25 protein-coding genes are annotated in these 24,556 nt (G+C 37.0%); 13 read left to right on the top strand and 12 right to left on the bottom strand.

Annotation, left to right across the window (positions count from 1 at the left end; all coding sequences use genetic code 11):
- Positions 1-96: 96 nt before the first annotated feature.
- Entirely contained in the window at positions 97-804 is a 708-nt protein-coding gene (locus tag RAH34_RS13815; protein WP_306596520.1) for a DUF6261 family protein, read from the top strand.
- 532 nt (positions 805-1,336) lie between these two features.
- On the opposite strand, the gene tpx is transcribed toward RAH34_RS13815, so the two are convergent.
- The gene (tpx, locus tag RAH34_RS13810; protein WP_306596519.1) at positions 1,337-1,906 is read right to left on the bottom strand and encodes a thiol peroxidase; all 570 of its coding nucleotides are present in this window, start codon (positions 1,904-1,906) and stop codon (positions 1,337-1,339) included.
- Positions 1,907-2,190: 284 nt separating this feature from the next.
- Here tpx and RAH34_RS13805 point away from each other — a divergent pair, with 284 nt between their 5' ends.
- From RAH34_RS13805 to RAH34_RS13780, 6 genes are all read left to right on the top strand, one after another.
- A complete protein-coding gene (locus RAH34_RS13805; RefSeq protein ID WP_306596518.1) occupies positions 2,191-3,819 on the top strand; it encodes an NADP-dependent glyceraldehyde-3-phosphate dehydrogenase in 1,629 nt (542 codons plus the stop codon).
- Between the two features lie 154 nt (positions 3,820-3,973).
- On the top strand, positions 3,974-4,483 hold the full coding sequence (locus tag RAH34_RS13800; protein ID WP_306596517.1) for an RNA polymerase sigma factor: 510 nt from the start codon (positions 3,974-3,976) through the stop codon (positions 4,481-4,483).
- A 10-nt stretch (positions 4,484-4,493) separates the two neighbouring features.
- The gene (locus tag RAH34_RS13795; protein WP_306596516.1) at positions 4,494-5,309 is read left to right on the top strand and encodes a hypothetical protein; all 816 of its coding nucleotides are present in this window, start codon (positions 4,494-4,496) and stop codon (positions 5,307-5,309) included.
- 62 nt (positions 5,310-5,371) lie between these two features.
- Positions 5,372-5,731 carry a hypothetical protein gene (locus RAH34_RS13790; RefSeq protein ID WP_306596515.1) on the top strand — a complete coding sequence of 120 codons (360 nt, stop codon included), beginning with the start codon at positions 5,372-5,374 and terminating at the stop codon, positions 5,729-5,731.
- 266 nt (positions 5,732-5,997) lie between these two features.
- Positions 5,998-6,507 carry an RNA polymerase sigma factor gene (locus RAH34_RS13785; RefSeq protein WP_306596514.1) on the top strand — a complete coding sequence of 170 codons (510 nt, stop codon included), beginning with the start codon at positions 5,998-6,000 and terminating at the stop codon, positions 6,505-6,507.
- A gap of 13 nt (positions 6,508-6,520) precedes the next feature.
- Positions 6,521-7,111 (top strand): hypothetical protein, encoded by a 591-nt coding sequence (locus RAH34_RS13780; protein WP_306596513.1) that lies wholly within the window; start codon positions 6,521-6,523, stop codon positions 7,109-7,111.
- A 42-nt stretch (positions 7,112-7,153) separates the two neighbouring features.
- Here RAH34_RS13780 and RAH34_RS13775 read toward each other — a convergent pair whose 3' ends face one another.
- Positions 7,154-8,548 (bottom strand): S41 family peptidase, encoded by a 1,395-nt coding sequence (locus RAH34_RS13775; RefSeq protein WP_306596512.1) that lies wholly within the window; start codon positions 8,546-8,548, stop codon positions 7,154-7,156.
- A 244-nt stretch (positions 8,549-8,792) separates the two neighbouring features.
- On the opposite strand from RAH34_RS13775, the gene RAH34_RS13770 reads away from it, so the two are divergent.
- Entirely contained in the window at positions 8,793-9,959 is a 1,167-nt protein-coding gene (locus tag RAH34_RS13770) for an MBL fold metallo-hydrolase (protein ID WP_306596511.1), read from the top strand.
- On the opposite strand, the gene RAH34_RS13765 is transcribed toward RAH34_RS13770, so the two are convergent.
- Entirely contained in the window at positions 9,960-10,247 is a 288-nt protein-coding gene (locus tag RAH34_RS13765) for a GNAT family N-acetyltransferase (RefSeq protein WP_047433564.1), read from the bottom strand.
- A 529-nt stretch (positions 10,248-10,776) separates the two neighbouring features.
- On the opposite strand from RAH34_RS13765, the gene RAH34_RS13760 reads away from it, so the two are divergent.
- The 4 genes from RAH34_RS13760 (at position 10,777) to RAH34_RS13745 (ending at position 14,418) form a co-directional block, all read left to right on the top strand.
- Positions 10,777-11,226 carry a hypothetical protein gene (locus RAH34_RS13760; RefSeq protein ID WP_114821020.1) on the top strand — a complete coding sequence of 150 codons (450 nt, stop codon included), beginning with the start codon at positions 10,777-10,779 and terminating at the stop codon, positions 11,224-11,226.
- Between the two features lie 120 nt (positions 11,227-11,346).
- Positions 11,347-12,252 (top strand): AraC family transcriptional regulator, encoded by a 906-nt coding sequence (locus tag RAH34_RS13755; protein ID WP_306596510.1) that lies wholly within the window; start codon positions 11,347-11,349, stop codon positions 12,250-12,252.
- 86 nt (positions 12,253-12,338) lie between these two features.
- Positions 12,339-13,340, top strand: coding sequence for an aldo/keto reductase (locus RAH34_RS13750; protein WP_306596509.1), 1,002 nt, complete (start codon positions 12,339-12,341; stop codon positions 13,338-13,340).
- 85 nt (positions 13,341-13,425) lie between these two features.
- Positions 13,426-14,418 (top strand): MBL fold metallo-hydrolase, encoded by a 993-nt coding sequence (locus RAH34_RS13745; protein ID WP_306596508.1) that lies wholly within the window; start codon positions 13,426-13,428, stop codon positions 14,416-14,418.
- A 339-nt stretch (positions 14,419-14,757) separates the two neighbouring features.
- On the opposite strand, the gene RAH34_RS13740 is transcribed toward RAH34_RS13745, so the two are convergent.
- From RAH34_RS13740 to RAH34_RS13710, 7 genes are all read right to left on the bottom strand, one after another.
- Complete coding sequence (locus tag RAH34_RS13740) at positions 14,758-15,150, bottom strand: DoxX family protein (RefSeq protein ID WP_306596507.1); 393 nt, start codon at positions 15,148-15,150, stop codon at positions 14,758-14,760.
- A 40-nt stretch (positions 15,151-15,190) separates the two neighbouring features.
- Positions 15,191-15,967, bottom strand: a complete 777-nt coding sequence (locus tag RAH34_RS13735; RefSeq protein ID WP_114821025.1) for a thioredoxin family protein — start codon at positions 15,965-15,967, stop codon at positions 15,191-15,193.
- A 291-nt stretch (positions 15,968-16,258) separates the two neighbouring features.
- Positions 16,259-17,023 (bottom strand): LytTR family DNA-binding domain-containing protein, encoded by a 765-nt coding sequence (locus tag RAH34_RS13730; RefSeq protein ID WP_306596506.1) that lies wholly within the window; start codon positions 17,021-17,023, stop codon positions 16,259-16,261.
- Positions 17,004-18,017: a sensor histidine kinase gene (locus RAH34_RS13725; RefSeq protein WP_306596505.1), complete on the bottom strand. Its 1,014-nt coding sequence runs from the start codon at positions 18,015-18,017 to the stop codon at positions 17,004-17,006. Before RAH34_RS13725 ends, RAH34_RS13730 begins: the two co-directional genes overlap by 20 nt.
- 80 nt (positions 18,018-18,097) lie before the next feature.
- Complete coding sequence (locus tag RAH34_RS13720; RefSeq protein WP_306596504.1) at positions 18,098-18,541, bottom strand: hypothetical protein; 444 nt, start codon at positions 18,539-18,541, stop codon at positions 18,098-18,100.
- Positions 18,538-19,521, bottom strand: a complete 984-nt coding sequence (locus RAH34_RS13715; RefSeq protein ID WP_306596503.1) for a heme-binding domain-containing protein — start codon at positions 19,519-19,521, stop codon at positions 18,538-18,540. The genes RAH34_RS13720 and RAH34_RS13715 overlap by 4 nt, the downstream gene beginning before the upstream one ends.
- Before the next feature lie 169 nt (positions 19,522-19,690).
- Positions 19,691-20,437: an SDR family oxidoreductase gene (locus RAH34_RS13710; protein WP_306596502.1), complete on the bottom strand. Its 747-nt coding sequence runs from the start codon at positions 20,435-20,437 to the stop codon at positions 19,691-19,693.
- A 101-nt stretch (positions 20,438-20,538) separates the two neighbouring features.
- On the opposite strand from RAH34_RS13710, the gene RAH34_RS13705 reads away from it, so the two are divergent.
- A complete protein-coding gene (locus RAH34_RS13705) occupies positions 20,539-20,877 on the top strand; it encodes a helix-turn-helix domain-containing protein (RefSeq protein ID WP_114821030.1) in 339 nt (112 codons plus the stop codon).
- Between the two features lie 38 nt (positions 20,878-20,915).
- Here the strand turns inward: RAH34_RS13705 and RAH34_RS13700 are convergent, their stop codons facing one another.
- The gene (locus RAH34_RS13700) at positions 20,916-22,214 is read right to left on the bottom strand and encodes a hypothetical protein (RefSeq protein ID WP_306596501.1); all 1,299 of its coding nucleotides are present in this window, start codon (positions 22,212-22,214) and stop codon (positions 20,916-20,918) included.
- Between the two features lie 7 nt (positions 22,215-22,221).
- Complete coding sequence (locus RAH34_RS13695; RefSeq protein ID WP_306596500.1) at positions 22,222-24,441, bottom strand: NADP-dependent isocitrate dehydrogenase; 2,220 nt, start codon at positions 24,439-24,441, stop codon at positions 22,222-22,224.
- Between the last annotated feature and the right edge of the window lie 115 nt (positions 24,442-24,556).

Here is a 24,556-nt window from a genome sequence, read left to right as displayed (position 1 = left end):
CCAAGACCTTGGGAGGTTTGTTGCAAGTATGTTTGTAACAAAACAAATTTTTCTATATTTGAGTGTTAATTTATTAATCCCAAAAAACACAAAAAAATGAAAATTGCCCTCACACAGCTGAGCACTAAAGATCTTGCGACTTTAGCTCAGAGAATTCTTTCTAATGCCCAATCCGGAAAATACCCTGTTATTAACAATCATCCTCTTGTAGGCGCTTTGGCATCTTCCTATACGGAATACGACAAGGTCTATACAAAGCAGGTCTACAGCGGAAAAGGGAAGGACGTAGCCACTGCCGATCACGAAAGAGATACCGCGTATGCCAATCTGAAATCTTTCCTGAACGGGTATCGTAAGCTGCCTTCTGCAGCCAACTATCAGCTGGCAGAGGATCTCTACGGAGTATTCAAAACTTTTGGGCTGAACCTGGACAGGCTGAGTTATTCTTCACAAACCGCTCAGATGAAGAAGCTTATAGAAGCATTAGAAACGACAGAAAACAAACAGAAGATCACAGCTCTTTCTCTGGATGCAGCCTTTGCAGAGATGAAAGCTAAGCAGGATGCTTTTGAGATCGTGTTTGCAGAGCAGGCAGGAGCTAATGCCGATCTTCGTCAAATGACGAGTGCGAGTGCTATCCGTAAAGATCTGGAGAAAACATTGAAATCTTATCTTAATCTGCTCACGGTGATGAAAGAGGTATCAGGCTGGGAATTGCTGTACAGTGATACCAATGAGTTGGTGAAGGCTGCAAAGAACTCTACATCAGAGAAGAAAGAGAGTGGTGAAACTCCACAGAAATAAGTTTTGGATTTTTTGTTGGAGAATCGCGAAGACGCAAGTTTTTAAGCTTAAGTATTTTTTAGCGCAAGAACATTTCGACTTCGCTCAATGTAAGATTTTCAGCAGGTAATACGTGATTATTTTCCCACAGATTCGCAGATCTATGCCCAAATATCTGCTTAATCCGCCTAATCGCGTTTAGATTCCTTGCTTTGCCCGGAATGACAAAGATGCCGTTGAAATTTTATCGGAGATAAAATCTTTGCGCCTTAAAGCAGTTTTTTTGAATATCATTTTGCGCCTCTGCGTTTACCAACAAAATACTTTTTTTGACGCAAAGCTTTTAATTATTATTCTTTTTAAAATAAGGAAGCAAAGGGATGTGGCTGCGCCACTGATGAAGCGGGATGTAAAACGGCGCTTCATAAAATCAATCTTGATTGATTCTTCTTTGCCCGCTTGAGTATCGTATTTCTTTAATTTGATCTTTGCGTTTTCAACTACGGTAAAAAAAACTCAGCAATTCGCTGAGTTTTATTTTTTAAGTTATTTATTATTTCACAGCCGCAATAGCCGCGTCATAATTCGGTTCCTGGGAAATATCAGGCACTTGTTCTTCATAAATAATATTACCTGAAGGATCTATCACCACAACCGCTCTGCTCAGAAGCCCTTTCATGGCAGAATCTACCAGTTCCACCCCATAGTTCCATCCGAAGTCCGAACGGAAATCTGAAAGCATTACTACATTTTTAATTCCTTCCGCTCCACAAAATCTTTTCTGTGCAAAAGGCAGATCTTTGGAAATACAAAGTACTACCGTATTGGGAAGATTTCCAGCCTCTTCATTGAAATGATGTACAGAAGCAGAACAAACACCAGTGTCTACGCTCGGGAAGATATTCAGAATAACATATCTTCCTTTGAAGGAATCCAGGGTCTGGTCATTCATATTCACATCGGTAAGGGTAAATTTAGGAGCCGGCTTATTCAATGCAGGCAATTTGGCATAGGTATGAACTTCCTTTCCTCCCATTAAAACAGTATTGATTGCTTTAGATTTTTGTGCAAAGCCTACTGCAGAGAAGAATAGCAGTGTGCCGCAAACTAATTTTGAAAACATGAAATTTATTTTTAAGCTAAATTATTCTTTTTTCAGGAGCTAAGATTAATTTTAATTCAAATAGATCGAATCTATTGTCAGATTATTTTTTTCAACACATTTTACCTCTACCTTTATATTATAAAATGTAGTAGTTTCAAAGGTGTCATTCTGAATGAAATAAAATGTAATGAAGAATCTCATATAGAAATCAATAAAGATCCTTCCTTTCAGAATGACAAAAGTCAAATAATTTAAATTTTGAGACAATCTCAGTCTTATCACATAAAAAAATAGAAAGATTTATGAGTTCAGAAAATACAGCATCATTCCATCACATTTTTAAAGGAGAAAACGAAATTCCGGAAGAGTATAAAGTTCCGGTGATCCATCAGAGAACCTATCTTCTGAATGGCGAACTGGTAGAATGGAAAGGAGATGTCACGGAAATTTATTCCCCGGTATGCATCCCCACAGAAAACGGATTGGAAAGAAAACTTCTGGGAAGCATCCCGAATATTGGTCCGAACGAGGCTATGGAAGTTCTCGAAGCTTGCGTAAATGCCTATGATAATGGGCTGGGTGAGTGGCCGACAATGTCTGTGGAAGGACGAATCAAATGTATGCAGAAATTCGTGTACCTGATGATCCAGCAGAGAGATCTGGTTATCAAACTACTGATGTGGGAAATCGGAAAAACACTGGCTGATTCTACTAAAGAATTTGACCGTACTGTAGATTATATCAATCAGACTATTGATGCATTGAAAGATCTTGACAGAGAATCTTCCCGCTTTCAACAGGCAGAAGGAACTATAGCACAGATCAGAAGAGCACCGCTTGGTGTAGTGTTAAGTATGGGACCTTTCAATTATCCTCTGAATGAAATTTTCACCACCCTGATCCCGGCATTGATCATGGGAAATACCATCCTTTTTAAACTACCGAAACATGGTGTCCTTGCTCATTATCCTTTATTAAATGCTTTCAAGGAAGCCTTCCCGAAAGGAACGGTGAATACTTTATATGGAAAAGGCTCAGAAATTATCACTCCCATTATGGAAAGCGGAAAAGTGAATGTTCTGGCTTTTATCGGATCCAGTAAAGTGGCCAACGGATTGAAAAAACTACACCCGAAAGTGAATCGCTTAAGAGCTATCCTAAGTCTGGATGCTAAAAATGCAGCCATCGTTACCAAAAATGCAAACCTGGATGTAGCAGTGAGTGAGTGTATTTTGGGAGCACTTTCTTTCAACGGGCAGCGTTGTACAGCATTGAAACTGATATTCGTTCAGAAAGAAGTGGCATTGGAGTTTACAGAGAAATTAAGTGCTGCTGTCTCTGCTTTGAAGGCCGGGCTGCCATGGGAAAAAGATGTGAAAGTAACTCCACTTCCGGAGGTCAATAAACCGGCTTATCTGAAGGAATGTATTGATGATGCTCTACAAAAAGGAGCTGCAGTACTGAATAAAGATGGAGGCTATACAGATGAATCTTTTGTTTTCCCGGCAGTTGTATATCCTGTAAACAGCGATATGAAGCTTTATCATGAGGAACAGTTTGGCCCTGTGATTCCTGTTGTTCCGTTCGAAGATATAGAAGAACCTATAGAATATCAGGTGAATGCTTCTCATGGGATGCAGGTAAGTATTTTCAGTGAAGATCCTCATGAAGTAGCGAGACTCATTGACCCGTTTGTGAACCTTGTAAGCCGTGTTAATATCAACTGCCAGGCACAAAGAGGTCCCGATGTTTTTCCATTTACAGGGAGAAAAGACAGTGCAGAAGGAACACTTTCCGTTTTTGATGCGCTCCGCTCATTCTCCATCCGGTCTCTGGTAGCTGCGAAACTGACAGATTCCAATAAGGAGCTGCTGAATACTATTGTAAGGGAACATGATTCTAACTTTTTAAGTACAGATTATATTTTCTGATTCTGACTGATATTGTATTTAACATAAAATAAAAATCCTCAATAAACACCTTGGTTTGTTGAGGATTTTTTTAACTTAATGCCGGAATTAGAGTTTTGTGTTATAATAAGATGGTATTTTTTAGAAATATTATCTAAGGATCAGTGTGTAAATCATGTCTTCACCCGAAAAAGAATTTTTAGAGAAAATTGAAAAACACAAAGGTGTTATTTTCAAGATCTCTAAAATGTATATGGATAATAAAGACGATCAGAATGACCTCTATCAGGAGATCATTTACCAGGCCTGGAAATCATACGGTGATTTTCAAAAGAGGAGCGATTTCTCCACATGGCTGTACAGAACTGCGCTTAACACAGCAATTGTTTTTTTGCGAAGTGAAAAAAAACGTAGTTTTATACAGAATCAGAATGTCGATGGGCTGAGTGCCCGGCAGGAACCTTATAATGATACGGATGATATGAATATGAAGCGGATGTATGAAGCCATCCATCAGTTGAGCCCCATAGATAAAGCCCTTATATTCTTCTATTTAGAGGGTTTTTCCGGAAAGGAGATTGCTGTGCAGCTGGGAATTACCGAAGTAAATACACGTGTAAAACTGAAAAGGGCAAAGGAAAAGCTGAAAGAGATCATTACAAGACAGGGTGCAGGTTCCTATTAAAAATAACACTATGGAATTAGAAAACTTTAAAGAACTTTGGAATAAAGATACAGGGAAGGGATCCCCTGAAATTTCTCTGGAAAAACAGAAGGAAATACACTCTCCGCTGCAGATGCTGAAAGTGAATATGGAAACTGAATTCTGGCTGATGATTGTAACACTGCCTTTGCTGTTAACAGGTTTTCCTTTCGCCTCTAAGGACTCTAATATTAAAACGATTTCAGTATTTGTCACCATTCTGACCCTTGCTATTATTGTTTATTTTTATTCCCGCTTCCTGAAATTGTATAAGCTACTTAGAAAAAACAGTACCAATACAAATTATGATCTGTTTACTCTCAAAACGCAGCTTCTCATCTCGAAAGAGATTTATATCTCCTATTATATTGCCTATATTCCTCTTGGGTTTCTTTTATCTCTGATTCAGATCAATTTTCATTTTGACAGGGAATATAATCTGGCTATTTTCGGGATCAGTCTTCTGATTACCCTTTTGTTGATCGCTTTTATCATCAAATACTGGATCTATTATATGTACGGAAGATATATTGATGACGTGGTGCGTCTGGTGGATGAACTCAATGGAATTGAAGTAAGCCCAAAACGTGAAAAGAAAATGACATGGTTTGAACGCTCACAGAAATTTTTTATGAATAAAATGGGGATTAAAGGAAATATTCTGAATACCGTGATATGGTTTGTATCCATGTACTTTTTTATCATTTTATTTCTGACAATTGTTCTTTTGATCATTATTATAGTGGGAGCAAAACTTGATTTTCTGGATATCGGATCATTGCAGAGGGCTTTAAATAAACTGAATTAGAAATTACGCTATCTTCTGTAAAATTTCTATCTTTAGAAAATTGAGTTGTAAAAAAATATCACATGGATGATTTTAAAAATCAGGTGTATTCTATAGAGGAATTTCTGGAACTGGTAAAGAGCAAACAGGATAGGAAAGCATCCTTTGATCCGGAATATAATTATGCAGTCTATTCATCAACAGATGAATTTAAACCCGAAATGAAAGTTTTTATCGGAGATCCTTTGGATATCGGTGAGCATGATAATGAAATCTTACCTGATTTCGTTTTTCATAACAAGCTTCATTATATGTGTTCTGATGAAAATATTCAGGATGTGGTGGATCTTGCTTTCAGACAGCGTGCTGATATTAGCTCTTCTCAGCTTATCACTGCCCTGAACCATTATCTTGAAAAAGATGATTTCTTAGATTTTAAATAATAAAAGAATTAAATACTTAAAATAAATAAGCTGATATAAAAAATATCAGCTTATTGCTTTTTTTTATGTAACATTTTTACTTTTTTTCTACTAACTCATTAGGTCAGAAAAAATTATTTCGACTCATACTATTCTGAGGAAATAGTAATAAGCTTAAAAAACACAATGAGGCCTGGCTGTATTTTCTGCCAGGTTTTTTTTATTTCTTTTGTAAAAATCTGTAACAATTTTTTTAAACGAAAACTAACTCTATAGAGTAACAAGCTATGACCTCATTAGAACAAGAGTTTATCAGTAAAATTGAACAGCATAAAGGAATCCTGTTTAAGATTGCTAAGATGTACATGACTGAAAAAGATGACCGTGATGATCTTTTTCAGGAGACTACCTATCAGCTCTGGAAAGCATTTCCCGGTTTCAGAGGCGAAAGTGAATTTTCTACATGGCTGTACAGAATTGCTTTGAATACCGCTATTATTTTCCTTAAAACAGAAAAGAGAAGAAGTTTTATTACCCATGAAGATTTTTCTAATCAAATCATTGTTCAGGAAGATTATGATGAGCGTAAAGAAGAACGCCTGACTGAAATGTATAAAGCTATCCATCAGCTTAATTCTATTGACAAGGCCTTTATCTTCTATTATCTGGAAGATTTTTCGGGAAAGCAGATTGCCGAACAGATGGGAATTTCTGAAGGCAATGCAAGAGTGAAAATGAACCGGGCCAAAAACAAACTTAAAGATATCTTAAGCAAAATAAAAACCAACCAACATTAAAATCAGTAATCCAATGAATATCGATGAATTGAAAAATACCTGGAACGAAGATATTGTGGAGGAAACTCCCGAAATAAGCATAGAACAGAGCAATAAACTGAATCTTCCCCTTGAAAAAATACGCAAGAATATGCGCGTGGAATTCTGGTGGATGATAGGAATCTTTGTCTTCGCCTTTCTGGTGTGCGCTGTGTGCAGACCCTTTAAACTTCAATTGTACATAACCGTATTAATTGCCTCCATGCTTATTGTCACTGTTTTCTTTTTCAGTAAGTTCTTTAAACTGTATAATGAAATCAGCAATCCCGCACCCAAGACTTATGATTCTCTGAAAGATCTGGTGATGCAGCTCAATCTTAATAAACAGTATTACCTCTCATACTACATCAGTTTTGCCCCGTTTCTTGTATGTGAGATCCTTATTGTCCTGGAGTTTATCCCGTGGCCAAAACCTCTGAGTGAATTGAAGATTGCGGTAGTTTTAATTAGTACAGTAACCGTAGGATTATTTTTGCTTTATTTTGTTGGAAGATTCTGGTATCAACGCTACTATGGAAGATATATCCAATATATTGAAGATCTTTTAGAAGAATTAAAAGGATAACAAAGAGTTGGGCGGGCTGAAAGCCCGCCGAACCTATATGCATTACTGTCCCTTATTTTCTTTTTCTTTGGCAATTTCGTTTTTTATCCAATCCAGCTGTGGATCTTTTTTGTCGATAATATCCTGCATGTTTTCAGTAACAGTCACATCCGGAACAACGCCTTTCCGTGAATCTGAAAAACTGATATTAGGCTGTACCAAAAGTAATCCTATGGGAAACCTGATTTCAGAATTGGGAAGCTTTTGGTAGGAATAAAAACCGGCAACGGTTCCATCATTGGCACCACCTGTTTCTTCTCCCACAAGCGTTGCTCTTTTATCATTTTTAAGTTTAGCGGTAATAATAGAAGATGCCGAGAAACTTCCTCCGTTAATCAGTACAAAAACTTTTCCGTGGAAGGCATCCTTTTTAGGCTTTGTAGGTTTGTCAGCCTTCATTTTGTAGAACACCTTTCCATCCTTTTTATAGGTACTGAAAGTCTGGGCAAAAAAATAGCTCGGATAGGCAATACTTTTAAGAGCATATTCCAAAGGAGTGCTTTTTCTGAAATAATTGGTGCGTAAAGGAGCATCCCTTGAAGTTAACTGGGATGGTTTGATCAGCGTAAACGGAGCATCTGCTAAATACGAATACAGATTATTGATTTCATACAGTGAACCGCCATAGTTATTCCGGACATCGATGATAAGATAGGGAGACTTTGCATCGTTGATCTTGGCAAAAGTCTTTTTATAAAACTCATCCGAATAATCTCTTGAAAAGCTTTTCACCTTAATATAAGCAATAGTACTGTCTTTGTCCAGAAACTTGAAGCTTCTGTTATAAGAATCACTGGAAGCTACATAATCGTTCAGTTTCTTTTCCGGGGTCTTTTTCTGCATTTCCTTATCCTTTTCAAGATCAGAATCAGATTTTGTTTCTCTGGTTAAGGTATACGTCTTTTTTTCTCCCTGGTATAGGGTTTCAAGAGTAGCTTTGCTGTCAAATCCATTTTCTGCGGTATAAAAATTAAAGAACAGGTCCTTCAAAAAATAAGGATGGAAAGTGGTATTGTCACCATCACTGCTGATCAGGCTTTTGTACTTCTTGATATAATCTGAAACAGGAACATTGTTAATGGATAAAATTTCAGTTCCCGGTTGTATATGTTCAATAGAATCTTTATTCTGAATAATATACATCCGATCCCCTGAAATATAATATTCAAAACGACTGAACATCCCTTTCTGATGTTCCAGTTTTTTTATTTCGCTTTTGGTAAATTTCTTTCTGGGAATTCTCAATGAAAGATGTCCTTCGCGAATTCCTGCAATGACAGGTTGAAGCTTGAAATAAAACTGAAGAGGAGTAAGTGGCTCGGTGAGGGTCTGTTTAAGACTGTCAAATTTGCGTTCCAGGTCCTTCTTGGTAATATACCAGTATAATTGAGGGTGCATTTGCTGTAATTTTGAATACGCAAAATCCACATCTTCTTTAAGTTGCTCCGGTGGAATACATGAGGCCCGTTGTTCGTTGTGTTTTTTGATAGAGGCACAAGACGAAAAAATAACGAGAAGAAATATTACCGAATAATTTTTCAATATCTGAGTTTTTTAGGGTGCTAAAATAGAAAGTTTAAAATTAATCCCGAGCTAAACGGGTAATAAATTTTTAAAAATACATGATAAATTTAGTTAAAAAATGGAGGAAAATGGAATAAACTTTCATTTAAAAGCAAAAGTCAATACATTTGATATTTATTTTGTACAGATGATTTACTGGATTATTACGTGTATAGCTGTTTTGACGGTAACTTTTTTTATAGTGATCAATATGAAGGCATTTGGAGGAGTGCCAAAAGGGAAGAGACTGAAGCGTATCAGACAGTCGAAACTTTATAAAAAGAAACAGTTCCGGAATATCAGCCATACTCCTTCCATTACAGAGGGCTACAAGATGTGGAAAGTAACCTACGATTTCTTTTTAGGAAAAAAAGATCCATTGTTGAAACCTTTAAAAGCCATTCCATCCCTTCATACCAATCTGAAAAATATTGATAAAAACGAGGATGTATTCATCTGGCTGGGACATTCATCTTATTATCTGCAGACCGATGGGGTTTCCTTTTTAATAGATCCTGTCCTAAGTCTTTATGGATCACCTTTTAAATACTTTAATAAAGCTTTCAAAGGATCAGATATTTTTAAACCGGAAGATATTCCGAATATTGATTATCTTGTGATAACGCATGATCATTTTGACCACCTGGATTACCCAACTGTGAAATCAATCGAAGAAAGAACAGGAATGGCTATAATTCCTTTGGGAGTAGGAGCGCACCTGGAAAGATGGGGGTATGCGGAGAGTAAACTTATTGAAGAAGAATGGGGAACCGAAGCTGCTCTGAAAAATGATATAAAAATTATTTTTACTCCTGCCAGGCATTTTTCCGGCAGAAGAGTAAGGCAGAATGATACCCTTTGGAGTTCTTACGTTCTGATAACACCCACTAAGAAAATTTTCCTGGGCGGAGACAGTGGATATGATTCCCATTTCAAAACAATAGGTGAGCAATATGGACCTTTCGATTATGCTGTTCTTGAAAATGGACAATATGGAGAGGCATGGAGGTATATCCATACATTGCCTGAAGATGTTGTTCAGGCTGCTATTGATCTGAAAGCAGATCATATAATCCCGGTTCATGCTGCTAAATTTGCATTGGCGCTTCATCCATGGAATGAGCCTTTACAAAAGATAACAGCTCTTGGGAAAGAAAAAAAACTGAATATCCTCACTCCGATGATCGGCGAGGTAGTAGATCTGAATTATTCAGAACAGAAATTTACAGCCTGGTGGGAAAGCTGATCAGGCATGCCAGATTTCTTTATATCTTGCGGGGTGATTTTCAAACTGTTGTCTTACAAAATCACATTCCGGGTCTACAAGCAAATCTTTTTCTTCTGCATAGCGTACCAGTTCATCCAGCAATAGTTTGGCGTATCCCTTTCCCTCACGCTCTTCGTCAAGTTTCGTATAAAATACAATTAGCAGTCTTCCGTCAACCTCTATGGACATATAACCTGCCTTTTTCCCATCGATAAGTAGCTGCAATTCATCCTGATATTGAGATACCTGAAACTTTATATTTTCCATAACAATGTAAGATTTGGTTGATTAAAATAATTTGAGAACGTCTCCGTAAATACATTCTCTCCATTAAAATTACAAAATTAAATCATATGAAATAATAATTTTCGGGAATCTTAACGAATTTTATAACATAAATGGTGAAAGGTAAAAGGTAAAAGATAAAAGATAAAAGATAAAAGATAAAAGATGTTGTTGTTAAAATTCAATAGAGGTGGGTTTTAACTCGCCTGACAATAAAATATCGATCCATTGGCTTTAGCCAAAACTTAAAAATTTAAATTTTAGACCTCCAAATTTAAATATTCAATCCGTTGATTATTAATGTTTTTTTTACTTTCATTTTCTAATAAAAGTCATCACTTTTTAATTCTATTTTAAACTCATCAACATTCAATAATTTGATGAAAGAAAAGAAAATATTTCAAAGATAATCAGTTGTTTGTGATTTTTTTTAACAAATATTAGTATTTGTAATTAAGAATTGGCACTTTAATTGACTATCACTTGATAATTATTTTTAAAGTGGAATGAAATGAAAAAGTTAATATTAACAGCATTATTGGTTGGGACCTTCAGTTTGAGTTATGCCCAATCAGATTATTATAATGATTACAGAAGGAGTATCTCAGATATCAACTGGCAAAGAGTAATTACGGATCTTGTGCTTTCAACAACACAGGCTAATCAGATTTATGTGTTAAATGACAGATATCGTGATTATGATACCTGGAACAGAGTGTATGTTGTAGAGCCGGGAAGATGGAGAAACGACCGTTATTCTGAGTTGGAAAGAATTCTGGGCAGAGAAAAGTATATCATCTTTAAAAAGAAATACTACAGAGGACAAAACCCTGTAATTGTTTACGGAAGAAACAAAAACGATTATAAAAAATACCGTAAACAACAGGAGAAGTATTATAAAAATCAGGAGAAATACTACAAAAAACAAAATAAACATCATGGTCACGGACATGATGACTGAGATTAGATTATAATCAACTCAATATTCACTTTTAAATGGCTGGCAGGATTGTCAGCCATTTAATTTTTTAGTCCCATAATTGTTATGATGTATTTGGTTTGATTTTTATAACTTTGATCTATGGAATCACACGAATCACTCAAAGGTTTTTATGAAAGGAATGCTCCCAATCTGGCATCTCAATGTATTGGGGTGAATAAAATGGGGCACTTCAATGTCTTTTCACGGGAATATTGCTCTCCACATACTCCTTACAGCAGGAGAGATTATTATAAGATTTCACTCATCATTGGAAAAGGAAAACTTCACTATGCTGATAAATGGATCAAAGTAGACCGTCCCGCGTTATTGTTTTCCAATCCCATTATTCCTTATTCCTGGGAAGCGGATGATGAGGATCAGAAAGGCTGGTTCTGCCTTTTTACCGATCAGTTTCTGCACAATGGAAGCCGTATGGGAAACCTTCAGGATTCTCCACTTTTCAAGATTGGAGGAACTCCGGTTTTCTTTGTTGATGAAGAACAACAGAAGATACTTTCTGAGATCTATACCAAAATGATGACGGAAATTCAGTCGGATTATATTCACAAATATGATATGCTGAGAGCCTACCTCCATCTGATGATCCATGAAACGATGAGAATGCAGCCGGCGGAAAGCTTTGAACCTTATCAGAATGCTTCACAAAGAGTAGCGTCCTTATTTATGGAACTATTGGAAAGACAATTTCCTATCGACAGCCCTGAGGCCTTTTTGAAATTAAAAACCCCGAATGATTATGCTCAAAGTCTTTCCATTCATGTGAATTCTTTAAACCGTTCGGTAAAAGAGATTACAGGAAAAACAACCAGCCAACAGATTACCGGAAGAATTATTCAGGAAGCCAATGCCTTGTTGAAACATACAGACTGGAATATCTCTGAGATTGCTTATGGATTGGGCTTTGAAGAACCTGCCTATTTTACCAATTACTTTAAAAAACAAACCGGAATTAGTCCCAATGCCTTAAGAATGGATGTTGTTTGAATTTTATAATTCTTAGTTTGAATTCTATATCGTGGCTGGGTTCCGGATATTCTAATTTTGTCATATAAATTTAAATCATACCTATCATGAAATTTAAAAAATTAGGAAACACAGAAGAACAGTTATCAGCAATCGGTTTAGGATGTATGGGAATGAGCTTTGCTTATGGTCCTACAGACGAGCAGGAAAGTATCAATACTTTGCACAGAGCGCTGGATTTAGGTGTCAACTTTTGGGATACAGCAGATATGTATGCCAATGGAGAAAATGAAAAACTGATCTCCAAGGTTTTAGTGCCGAACAGAGATAAGATTTTTATAGCAACAAAATTCGGGTTCAGGTTTAAAGACGGTAAAGCAAGTCACAGTGGGGCTCCCGGAACATATTTTGACGGTTCCCCGGAATGGATCAGACAGGCCGTAGATCTAAGTCTTCAAAGGTTAAAAATAGATACCATTGATTTGTATTATGCCCACAGAGTAGATCCGAATGTTCCTGTAGAAGAAACAGTAGGAGCTATGGCAGACCTTGTGAAAGCCGGAAAAGTGAAATATATCGGATTATCTGAAGCTTCTGCAGAATCTATCAGAAAAGCGAACAAAATTCACCCGATTGCAGCATTACAGTCAGAATATTCCATCCTTACCAAAGATGTTGAAAAAGAGATTTTACCAACTATCAGAGAGCTTGGAATTTCATTGGTGCCTTATTCACCATTAGCTAGAGGTCTTTTTACCAATATTTATGAGGTGCAGAATCTTGGAGATGATGATTTCAGAAAATCACTACCGCGTTACCAGCAAGAGTATCTTGAAAATAACACCAAACTGGCTAACGAGATTAACGAGTTAGCAGCTTCCAAAGGAGTAAAAGGAACTCAGTTGGCATTAGCATGGGTATTGAATCAGGGAGACGATATTATCCCGATTCCTGGAACAAAAAGGATAAAATATCTTGAAGAAAATATTGCAGCTGTCAATATTGAACTTTCCCAATCAGATCTGGATACTATTGATGCGATCCTGAAAAAATATCCTAACGTAGGGGAAAGATATACAGAAGGTTCCATGAAACTGGTAAACAACTAAAAACGATTCATATAAAAACTGAGTTCCTGATAATGAAGGAACTCAGTTTTTTTGTTTTAAATGTTAAAATGAAAAGCATTCAGCTATGAACAGAAGAGAATTATTAAAGAACGGATTATTGGCAGGAACATTGAGCATGATTCCTTTCTCCGGCTTAATGGCACAGTCTAAAACAACTGTTGAAACAACTGGTGATGACCTTTCCGGTTTTAAAAAATTAAAGCTCGGAGAACTGGAACTTTTTGTCCTCACAGACGGATATATTCATGAAGAAAACCTGAACTCATTCGCTCCCAGAGGAACTGTTACAGAATTGAAATCAATCCTTAAAAACAATTTCAGACCGGAAAATTATATCGATATGGCGATGAATATTCTGTTGGTTAAAACAAAAAATAAACTCATCTTATTCGATACCGGAATGGGGATTTTTGCTGATGAAAGAACCGGATTTCTATTAAAAAGTCTCCAAAAAGCAGGGTTTTCTGCGAAAGATATTACCGATGTTTTTATTTCCCATGCACACCCGGATCATATCGGGGGAGTTGTAGATAAACAGAACCAGCTTATTTTCCCCAATGCCAATATTTTTATTTCTAAAACAGAACATGATTTCTGGCTGAAAGCTACAATCAAAGATTTTAGTAACAGTGCTTTAAAAACACAACCTGAATTTCTTAATCAGGTTATTCCGGCAGTTCAGAATATTCTGAAAACCATTCAGCCCAAATTGAAATTCTACGACCTTGATCATCCACTATATGAGTATTTTAGTTTTCAGTTAGCACCTGGTCATACACCCGGTTTAACGGTTACAACCATCTCTTCAGGAAATGAAAAGCTGATCTATATCGCAGATTTGATTCATTCCGATGTAGTTCTTTTCCCACATCCTGAATGGGGCTATTTTGGTGACACCGATCTGGATATCGCAACGGCATCAAGAAAAAAACTCCTTCAGCAACTGGCAGATACCAGAATCAGAGCATTTGCTTATCATTTACCATGGCCAGGTTTGGGATACACAAAGAAAAAAGCAACAGCATTTGAATGGTTTCCGGAAAGTTTTATGAATTAGGTAGCAGGTAGCAGGTAGCAGATAGTAGGTAGCAGATAGCAGGTGAGAGGTTAAGAGGATTAGGGATAAGGAATACAGTGACCTTGATTAATAAATAGGTGCTCAACATTCCCCTCCTCCGGAGGGGTGGCAAAAATTCAAAGAATTTTTGACGGGGTGGTTAACTATACAGAATCATCGATCCTACACATAAAACCATCCATAGCAGCGGACTTTAGTCCGCTCTTACAAACAATACTCATTCATAGAGCTTTAGCCCAGACTTATAAAATAACAGATCCTCCCAGGCAACGGAAGGATCTGTTTCAAACATAAGAAAAAACTAGAGTTGTATTAATATTAAGCCTCTCCAAATACCAATTCAGGAGAATACAGCTTTCTGAACATGATGTAAGTTACTGTTAGCACAGAAAAAGCAATTATTGCATCTACCGTTGACGGAAAACCAAGCACAGCAATTTTCGAAAAGAAAGCGAAAAGGATGTCAAAAAACATTCCTGCAAATACCCATTCTTTCAATCTTAATAATCTATTGGGAAGGAGAAGAACCAGAACTCCTGAGATTTTAAAAACTCCCAATATATAAATGAAATGAGGCGGATAGCCAAGTTGTTGAGTAATGTCCCACACCACAGGATTTTTTGTCAGTTCAAAGAAACCGCTGGCTCCAAACCATAATGACATAAAAATTGCGCCTGCCCAATAGATGATTTTTGTTGTTTTTGTTTTCATTGTTGTAAATTTTTTAGTGATAATTAAACTGTATAGTATTTTATTTAAAAGCCGTTTTTGCTGATCCTGAAATTTCTCCGGTTTTCATATTCTGAATAAAAGCGATGACTTCCCAGTTTTCAGGAGAAAAACCTTCCGGAAGTTGAAATGTTGTTGTTCCTTCCTGCTGCTTAGTCAAAGTGATTGGGTTTTGTTTGTGAACAATCTGCCAGTGATGCAGATGACGTCCTTCATTTTCCCCTTTTCCTACCTGAGTGGAAGAATGTTTTTCAACCAGATTAACGAGAAGTATATTCTGAGAATCTGTGGAGGTTGCTTTGTAATGAGCATTAATTGTGTTCTGAGAAACGGTTGCAGATAATTCTAAACTTGTTTTTTTAGAAGCAAACAAAGCTTTCTGAATGGCATTTCTGATATTGTTTTCATCAGAGCCTACAAATTCTGTTTTTCCGTTCACAACCAGCTGTGGAGTATACACCTGTGAATTCAATATTCGGCTGTACTGCTGTTGTCTTTGTGAGTTTTCTGCAGTACTGAAACGGTCTTTCCATCCAAGGCGGTTCCAGTAATCCACATGGTAGGAGAGAAGATAAACAGGTTCATTTTGATATTCCTTTTCAATTTTTCCCATCAGTTCATCTGCAGGAGGGCAGCTGGAGCAGCCTTCTGAAGTGAACAGTTCAAGAACGGCGAAACCACTGTTTTCAGATGTTGGGTGCTGTGCTGTCTTTTGATCTTTATTTTGATGAATAAATGCTGAAGTAGCAAATAATACTGCGGTAAAAGCGCTTACTGTGATTAAGTTTTTTAGTATCATGTCTTTTAATTTGATTCAAAAGTAGATACTCTGCAAGGGCAAAAAAATGCAAAAAAGGGTAAACCGGACAAATTAAGAGGTGAATCCGGAAATTGTAGGGGGAAGTATTTTAGGGCAAGGAGAGGGAGGAATAGAGGTTTATTTTTATTATAAGCCAGGAAGATTAAAAAATTAAAGCAAAAGAAAACCCTGATCATATCAATCAGGGTTATAATTTATTTAAATAAGACTTTTATAGATTATAATGCCTTCAAGTACTTCCAGTACCCAACCTCCGGCTTCCTTACTACCTTATCTATCTTCCAGCCAAGTAAAAAAACTATGGGTTTTTTCTTTATTAATTAAAAGTTTTTCGGGAGTTTCAATGGTAAGCTTTACCAATATTTTACGCTGGAAATAATGTTCCATTTCTTTAATCGCTTTAAAATTAACGAGATATTGCCTGTTGACTCTGAAGAATTGTTTATCGGAAACCTGTTCCGCCACTTGTCCTAAAGGCTGGGTAAGAGGAAACTGTTCCTTTGTGAACGTTACCAGATGGGTGATTTCATTATGAATGTAAAAATAAGCAATGTCTTCAGTAGCGATCGTTGTATACTTTTGATTTTTAAAAACCAGAAAACTGCTCTTACCTGAGGCAGCAGGCTGGCTGATTTTCTGTATGATGGATTCCAGATCCGGAAGTTCGTTCTTCTGGAAGAATTTTTTCAGTTCATCAACCTTTCTCAGGGCTTCGGCAATATCTTCTTTTGAAAATGGTTTCAAAACATAGTCAACCCCCTTACTTTTAAAAGCATCCAGCATATACTGATCAAAAGCAGTACAGAAAACCACAGGGCAGGTGATTTCCACCGATTTAAAAATTTCAAAGGAAAGTCCGTCCGAAAGATGGATATCCATAAAAATAAGATCCGGTTTGTTCTCCTTTAAACCTTCAACACTTGTTTCAATACTGTCGTAAACACCCAGGATCTTTGAGTCCGGTTTTAAGTCTGAGATTAAATTCTGCAGGGATTTTGCTGCCCGGAATTCATCTTCAATAATGATTATATTCATGAATTAATGGTAGTTTTATCTGAAACGTTTTTTCGTCTGAATGAATAATAATGTCTTTTTCCAATAAATGTTTATAACGCATTTTAATATTGTCCAGTCCAACTCCCAAAGAATCTTCTGGGTTTACTTTTCGCTGTATAGGATTTTCAATGACAATTTTGCCATCTGCATCATAGATTTTGATGTGTAAAGGTTTACTTTGCGAAACAATATTATGTTTGATACAGTTCTCCACCAAAAGCTGAAGCGTAAAAGGCGGAATAAGGGTTTGAGCGGTTTCTTTTCCAAGTTCATTGGTAAACCTGATTCCTTCTCCAAAACGCGCTTTCTGAAGAAAAAGATAAGAATCTACGATTTTCATTTCTTCCTGAACGTTGATCAGATCCAATTTTCTGCTTTCCAGCGTAAAACGGTAAAAATCGGAAAGTTTTACAATGAAATCAACGGTTTCTTCATCATGCGTTTCTGCCATTAATTTTAATGTATTCAAGCTGTTGAAAAGGAAATGCGGATTAATCTGCTGCTTTAATAATTCGTACTGAGCACCCAGATTATCACTCTTTACCTTTTCCAGTTCAAGCTGTATCTGCTGTCCTGTATAATTATTCTGAAGCAGCGTAAGAAACATATAACATACCAGATTGATTAAAATTCCCCGTACTTCCACCATCAGCATCACAGGACCAAAATTAATATGGGAAAGAATCAGCTGCTGAATCCACGCCAGGCCAAACATAATGACCATCCCGAAAGCCAGTACCACCATCAATCTGGAATAGGAAATATGCTGTCTTCGTTTTGCGGTACGGTTCAGCATATAAATATTGATATACCACATGATCACAGAAAAAGCTGCCGTAATAGCTGAGTTGACCACAGCTTCTTTCCAGTTGAATGCATGAGAAGCCAGCTGCGGAACAGAAGATAAAATGCCCAGGAAAATCGAGCTTATCCAGATAATGGCCTGTGAGATTTTTATTTTTTGCTGTTGCATGAAATCTGCTGATTTGAAAGGGTTAAATTAATGCTTTTTATTGAAAATATTATGATAAATAGTGAGACGGTAGTTTTTTATTAAGGTCTGCTTGCCGGGCGGTAACTCATAAAATACTGTACTCTTTCTTCTTTATTGGGAAAGCTGCTTTGTGGCAGACTATTTTTTATATCATATGAAACTTTTCCGGGATGATCGGCTTGAAGAGTTTCAATGCTTACCAATTCTCCTGTGATGGTTCCGCCTATGTATTGAGGATTGTCATGATATTTCCAGGTTACCAGTTTCATCACAGAACCAGCTTCCGGCATCTGATTTTCTTTGGATAAAGATTCCAGCGCTTTTTCATTTCCATACAATGCAGACATCGTTTTCTTCTTAGGGTTTAAAGAATTGGAGATGAATTTGAGATTTCCCGGGTCAAAAACAACCCTTGAAAGTCCATTGTTCGTGTTGTTATTTTGCTTGCTGCAAGAGGTAAGTGAAATATGATTTACCAATAAGATCAGGATTGTATTTTTCATTTTTTCTGTAAATTTTGAATTAATCTTTGGGTATTGACTTTCATCGGGACATCAAACAGATATCCTGTTTTTTCAGCGAGTTGTCTGTGGCAGGCGATACAGGATTCTTTGGCGAAGGAAGCCGTTTTTCCTGTTGGATGGAGATCATCTCCTGAGAATTTTGCAAATCCCCAACCTTCAGTATCTTGATATTGCTTGGAATCTTTAACCATAAACTGCGCATTGATAAATTTTCCGGGTCTGATTTCTCCATCGGGTAGCTCCTGTTGTTTCCATACAGATTTTACAACCATACTTCCGTCTGGCCACGGATGAAAATTTTCTGTTTCTATAGCTTTTACGGCAATATCATTTCCATAAATTACACGGATAGAATTGTCAAACAATGTACTCATACTGATGACTTTCCAGTTTTTAAAATCAGGAGTATATTGAACTCCATTGGGAGAAACCGGAAATTGAGCTGGTGTTAGATGAGTTTTAGCTGGAGAAGATGAACTGGGCTCAGTTTTATTTGGTACAGAAGGGTTAACTGAAGATAATGAAAGGGTATATTTTTTAATCGTTTCAATATCTTTTGCGGTAATCTTAGCTGAAGGATGCAGCAGCGTGTACTCATGAAGAGGCATTTTTCCGCTTTGCATCATGTTCAGAATACCGTACATTTTTCCCTGATGCTCAGCAGGAGAGAGCTTTTCCCATTCTGAGAAATTCAGGACTTCTCTGGCTCTTTTAATATCTTTATTCACAGCCCAGGAAACAGGAGCAAGTTTATCGTACCAGCTTAAATGCTGCTGATTGGAATGACAGTTGAAACATGAATTTTCAAGAATACTGATCACTTCCTTAGGGGCTTCAATTTTTCCTGTAACAGGTTTCCCTTCCAATGGTGTGCTGAATAGCTGCAACCCTCCGAAAACACCTAGTATGGCCAGAAATACAATGGCAATGGGATTTCTTTTTTTCTTTACGGTATCCATAATGTATTGTTTTTATTTTCTGATTCAAAAGTAGTTGGGCAGCGCATGCTGTGAAACGGAAAACAGGCCAATCCGGACAAATCAAAAGGCGAATCCGGAATTTTTAACCGTGAAAATACAAAAGAATAATCCCGATAGTTGGACTACCGGGATTTGCTGGATTGATTATTTATAAAGTAATACCGCCATCTATAATAATTTCGGTTCCGGTGACATACCCGGAAGAATCGTTGTCGGCTAAATAAGTAACCAGTTTCGCAACTTCCTCAGCAGTTCCCATTTTCTTCAACGGAATCTGGTCTATAAGATGATTTTTAATATTTTTCAACGTTTCTTCATCCAGACCAGCCTTATTCATTATTTCTGTTTTTATAGGCCCCGGACTTATCATATTCACTCTGATTTTTCTTGGAGCTAATTCTGCTGCTGCCGTTTTGGCAATAGAATTCAACGCAGCTTTGCTTGCCTGATAAGCCGAACTGTTGGGTTTATAGGTAGACGCAACAATAGAAGATAAAAAGATGACAGAAGCACCATCATTTAGTAGTGGAATGAATTTGCTTAAAGTAAAATAAGCTCCCCTGAAATTAATATTCATCACCTGATCAAAATTTTTGATATCCATATTTTCTATAGGTGTCAGAGTTCCGGTAATACCGGCATTGATAAACAGAATATCTGCTTTACCGAACTTTTTCTCTACTTCTTTCTTCAACAGATCAATATCCTCAAGATCCGCCTGATCTGCAATAAACGGGATTGCTCCAAGCTCCTCAGCTGCTTTTTCTACAGCTTCTTTTCGTCTTCCGGTAATGATTACGGTTGCGCCTTCTGAGAGAAGTTCCTTGGCAGCAGCGAATCCGATCCCGCTGTTTCCTCCTGTTACGATAGCCAGTTTATGGGTTAATTTTTTCATTGTAAAATTTTTTGACAAAGTTATTTCAAAATGGTATACTTTTGTAATCAGTATCACAGAGTATACCAGTATCATTCGTGATATCACTTAACTTTGCAATTATGGAAAGAGATCAGAACGAAGAACTCAGAGCATTACAGGATACCCTTTATTTTATCGGAGGAAAATGGCGGATTCCTGTCATCAATTCATTGTGTAACGGGAACAGACGTTTCAGAGAAATTGAAAGGAGTATTCCCGGAATTACTACCAGAATGCTTTCCAAAGAACTGAAAGATATGGAACTGAATAAACTGCTAAAACGCACCGTTTATCCCGAAACTCCTGTTTTAATAGAATATGAACCCACAGAATATTGCCGGACCTTTGGAAATATTATCCAGGAAATGATCAACTGGGGCAGAGAGCATAGGAGAGTAATTGTGGAAGATAGAAAATAATACCAATAAAAAACCTCTCACGAAGGAGAGGTTTATAACTATTTGTCAAAAATTTCGATCATTATATTGTCAGGAATTATTCCCGAATAATCATAAGACTGGACGTTAAGTTGAGTAACTGAACTTACACAGACTACCTTATTGTTGTAGCTGAACACTTTATAAGGATACCTTTTTGTATTGATTGTCTTGGTTTTTGTGTAAGAATTGATGTTATAAAGCTCAATGGTCTTACTTGTAGTTCCTGCAATAATACTGTTACTATCAAAATCAAAACTTGATAGCTTGGAGTTTCCGGAAGGCAGATCATTCTGATAAATCATTTGCGAATTGTATACAGAACCTGAACTTGCCGTAATGATTCTTCCATCAGGAAATGCTTCAAATATCCTGTGATTCAGAGGATGATCTCCGTGATAGGTATCATCCTGATGACTTATGTAATTCCCATTAAGATCAAAATTATAAAGATCCATATCTACAGGTGTAATATTCTGTGTTATGGTATATAATTGCACAGAACTTCCTACAGCTTTTCTCATCCTCCCGCTATTATAATAAAGCTGAGGTGATTGAGAAATGATAGCTTTTGTAGCCCTGCTTGCTGATTTAATCACACTGGAACTGCTATTACTATTTGAAGAACCGTAAAGTATACCATTATGATAAACAGTACTGATAAGCGGCATTCCGAAACTTACCTGAGCTTTCAATGTCAGGTCATTTCCATCATAAATATCTACCCAGCCATCATTTCTGGGAACATATAGTTCTACACTCCCATTATAGGTTCCAATATCAGAGTAGCCTAAAGTTGCATTTGTGCTGATCTGATGGGTAACAGAATTTGTATTTACATCATAAATAGCAATTTTCCCATCCGTATCCAATAAGTATAGCTTTCCGGAGTTTTTATCAAATTGGGCATCAAAAGTTTTAAGATTAACCAATTTAATCTCAGGTCTTTCAATTTTTATGATATTACTTTTAACCTCTTCACCATTGGCCTTAATACCAATAACCTGATATTCTACATAAGGGTTAAATGGTACGGCTGAAGTAAATGTAAACAGATTCGGATAGCTGGTACCAATTTCGGATTGTATCCCATTTTGAGAATCACTTCTTACAATTTTATAATGATTATAAGTGGCATCTCCACTAAGCGTCCATTTTAAGCTTACCGTTTCAGTGGTATCACTGTAATTTGAAGTTAAATTGATCTTATTTTCAATAACAGGAGGTGTTACTGTGACCACCTCCGTAATATCATCGTTTGAACTGCTGCATGAAAATATTGATAAATAAGCAAATAATACGATTATAGTTTTTTTCATAAAATTTTTAGATACTGTCAATGATTTCATTTAACACAGTGCTAGGTCTCATGGCTGCATACGTTTTATAGGTATCCGTTTTGTAGTATCCTTCAATGTTCTGAGGTTTACCCTGAGCACCAATTAATTCAGCATTGATTACTTCTTCATTTTCCTGCATTGCCTGAGCAACAGGAGCAAATTGAGCTGCCAATTCAGCATCTGCAGTCTGGTTAGCTAACGCCTCAGCCCAGTACATTGCTAAATAGAAGTGCGAACCTCTGTTGTCAATCTGGCCTACTTTTCTTGCTGGAGATTTGTCTGTTGCTAAGAATTTTGCATTTGCTTCATCCAATGCATCAGCTAAAACTTGAGATTTTGTATTCCCCTGAGTTTGTGCCAGGTGCTCTAAAGAAGCCTGAAGTGCCAGGAATTCACCTAGAGAATCCCATCTTAAATATCCTTCTTCCAGGAACTGCTCAACGTGTTTTGGAGCAGAACCTCCGGCACCAGTTTCAAATAAACCACCACCGTTCATCAATGGAACGATAGAAAGCATTTTTGCAGAAGTACCAAGCTCAAGGATTGGGAAAAGGTCTGTTAAATAATCTCTCAATACGTTTCCGGAAACAGAGATGGTATCTTTACCTTCTCTTGCTCTCTTCAACGTTTCAGTCATAGCATCTTTTACATCAAGGATTCTGATGTCAAGACCTGTTGTATCGTGATCAGCAAGATATTTTTCTACTTTTTTGATGATTTCTCTGTCGTGAGCTCTTCCTTTGTCTAACCAGAAGATTGCTGGAGTATCAGATAATCTTGATCTGTTAACCGCTAGTTTTACCCAGTCCTGGATAGGAGCATCTTTAGTCTGACACATTCTGAAGATATCATCTTTTTCTACTTTCTGAGAAAGAAGAACTTTTCCAGCCTCATCCTGAACTTCTACAGTTCCGTCAGCAGCTACCTGGAAAGTTTTATCATGAGAACCATATTCTTCAGCTTTCTGAGCCATTAAACCTACGTTTGGAACAGATCCCATTGTGGTAGGATCTAATTTTCCGTGCGCTTTCATATCATCAATCACAGACTGATAGAAACCTGCGTAAGAACGGTCTGGGATGATACAAACAGTATCTTCTTCGTTTCCGTCCTTGTTCCACATCTTACCTCCGCCTCTTACAAGAGCAGCCATAGACGCATCAACGATGATGTCAGAAGGTACGTGGAAGTTAGTAATTCCTTTGTCAGAATTTACCATGGCCACTCTAGGTCCTTCAGCAAGAGCTTTTTCAATATCAGCTTTGATATCAGCTTCCTGAGCATTTCCTTTGATTTTTTCAAAAAGATCTGCAAGACCGTTATTTGGATTGATGTCTAAAGACTTGAAAGTCTCAGCATATTTAGTGAATACTTCTTTGAAGAAAGTCTCAACGATAGCCCCGAAAATAATTGGGTCAGAGATTTTCATCATTGTTGCTTTAAGGTGGGCAGAAAGAAGTACATTTCTTTTCTTAGCTTCCTCGATAGCTTCCTGAACGAATGCTCTTAGTGCATTTAAGTTCATTACAGAAGAATCTATCACTTCACCAGCCTGAAGACCTGCGAAGTCTTTTAATACAGATTCAGAACCATCATTACCTTTGAATACGATTCTGTATTTGGTAGCATTTTCTAAAGTTGTAGAAGTTTCTGTACCGTAGAAATCACCATTGTTCATGTGAGCTACATCAGTTTTGCTGTCAGATGCCCAGTTACCCATTCTGTGAGGGTTTGCTTTTGCATAGTTTTTAACAGCTTTTGGAGCACGTCTGTCAGAGTTTCCTTCTCTTAATACAGGGTTTACAGCACTTCCTAGTACTTTAGCATATTTAGCTTTGATTGCTTTTTCTTCGTCATTTTTAGGCTCTGCAGGATAGTTTGGAACTGCGAAACCTTTACCTTGCAGTTCAGCAATCGCTGCATCCAATTGAGGTACAGAAGCAGAAATGTTAGGTAACTTAATGATGTTCGCATCAGGTTGTGTTGCCAATTCTCCCAGTTCTGCCAAAGCATCACCAATTTTCTGATCGTCTTTTAAAAACTCAGGGAAGTTAGCTAAAATTCTTCCTGCCAGAGAAATATCCGGAACTGCAATTTCGATATCTGCTGATTTTGTGAAAGCTTTTACGATCGGTAAAAACGAGTGAGTAGCCAGCATTGGAGCTTCATCAGTAAGTGTGTAATAGATTTTTGATTTTTCTGACATTATACTGTTATTTTTTATTTGAAATTTTAAGTCCCACAAATTTAGTAAATATCATTGTTTTATTGAAGATATTTCCATAAAAAAAAGAGGGTTTTGACTCTTTAATTTGATATCT

Origin of the sequence: Chryseobacterium sp. WLY505, assembly GCF_030846215.1 — a bacterium.
Classification (GTDB): domain Bacteria; phylum Bacteroidota; class Bacteroidia; order Flavobacteriales; family Weeksellaceae; genus Chryseobacterium.
This window is presented reverse-complemented; position numbering and strand designations above follow the sequence as displayed.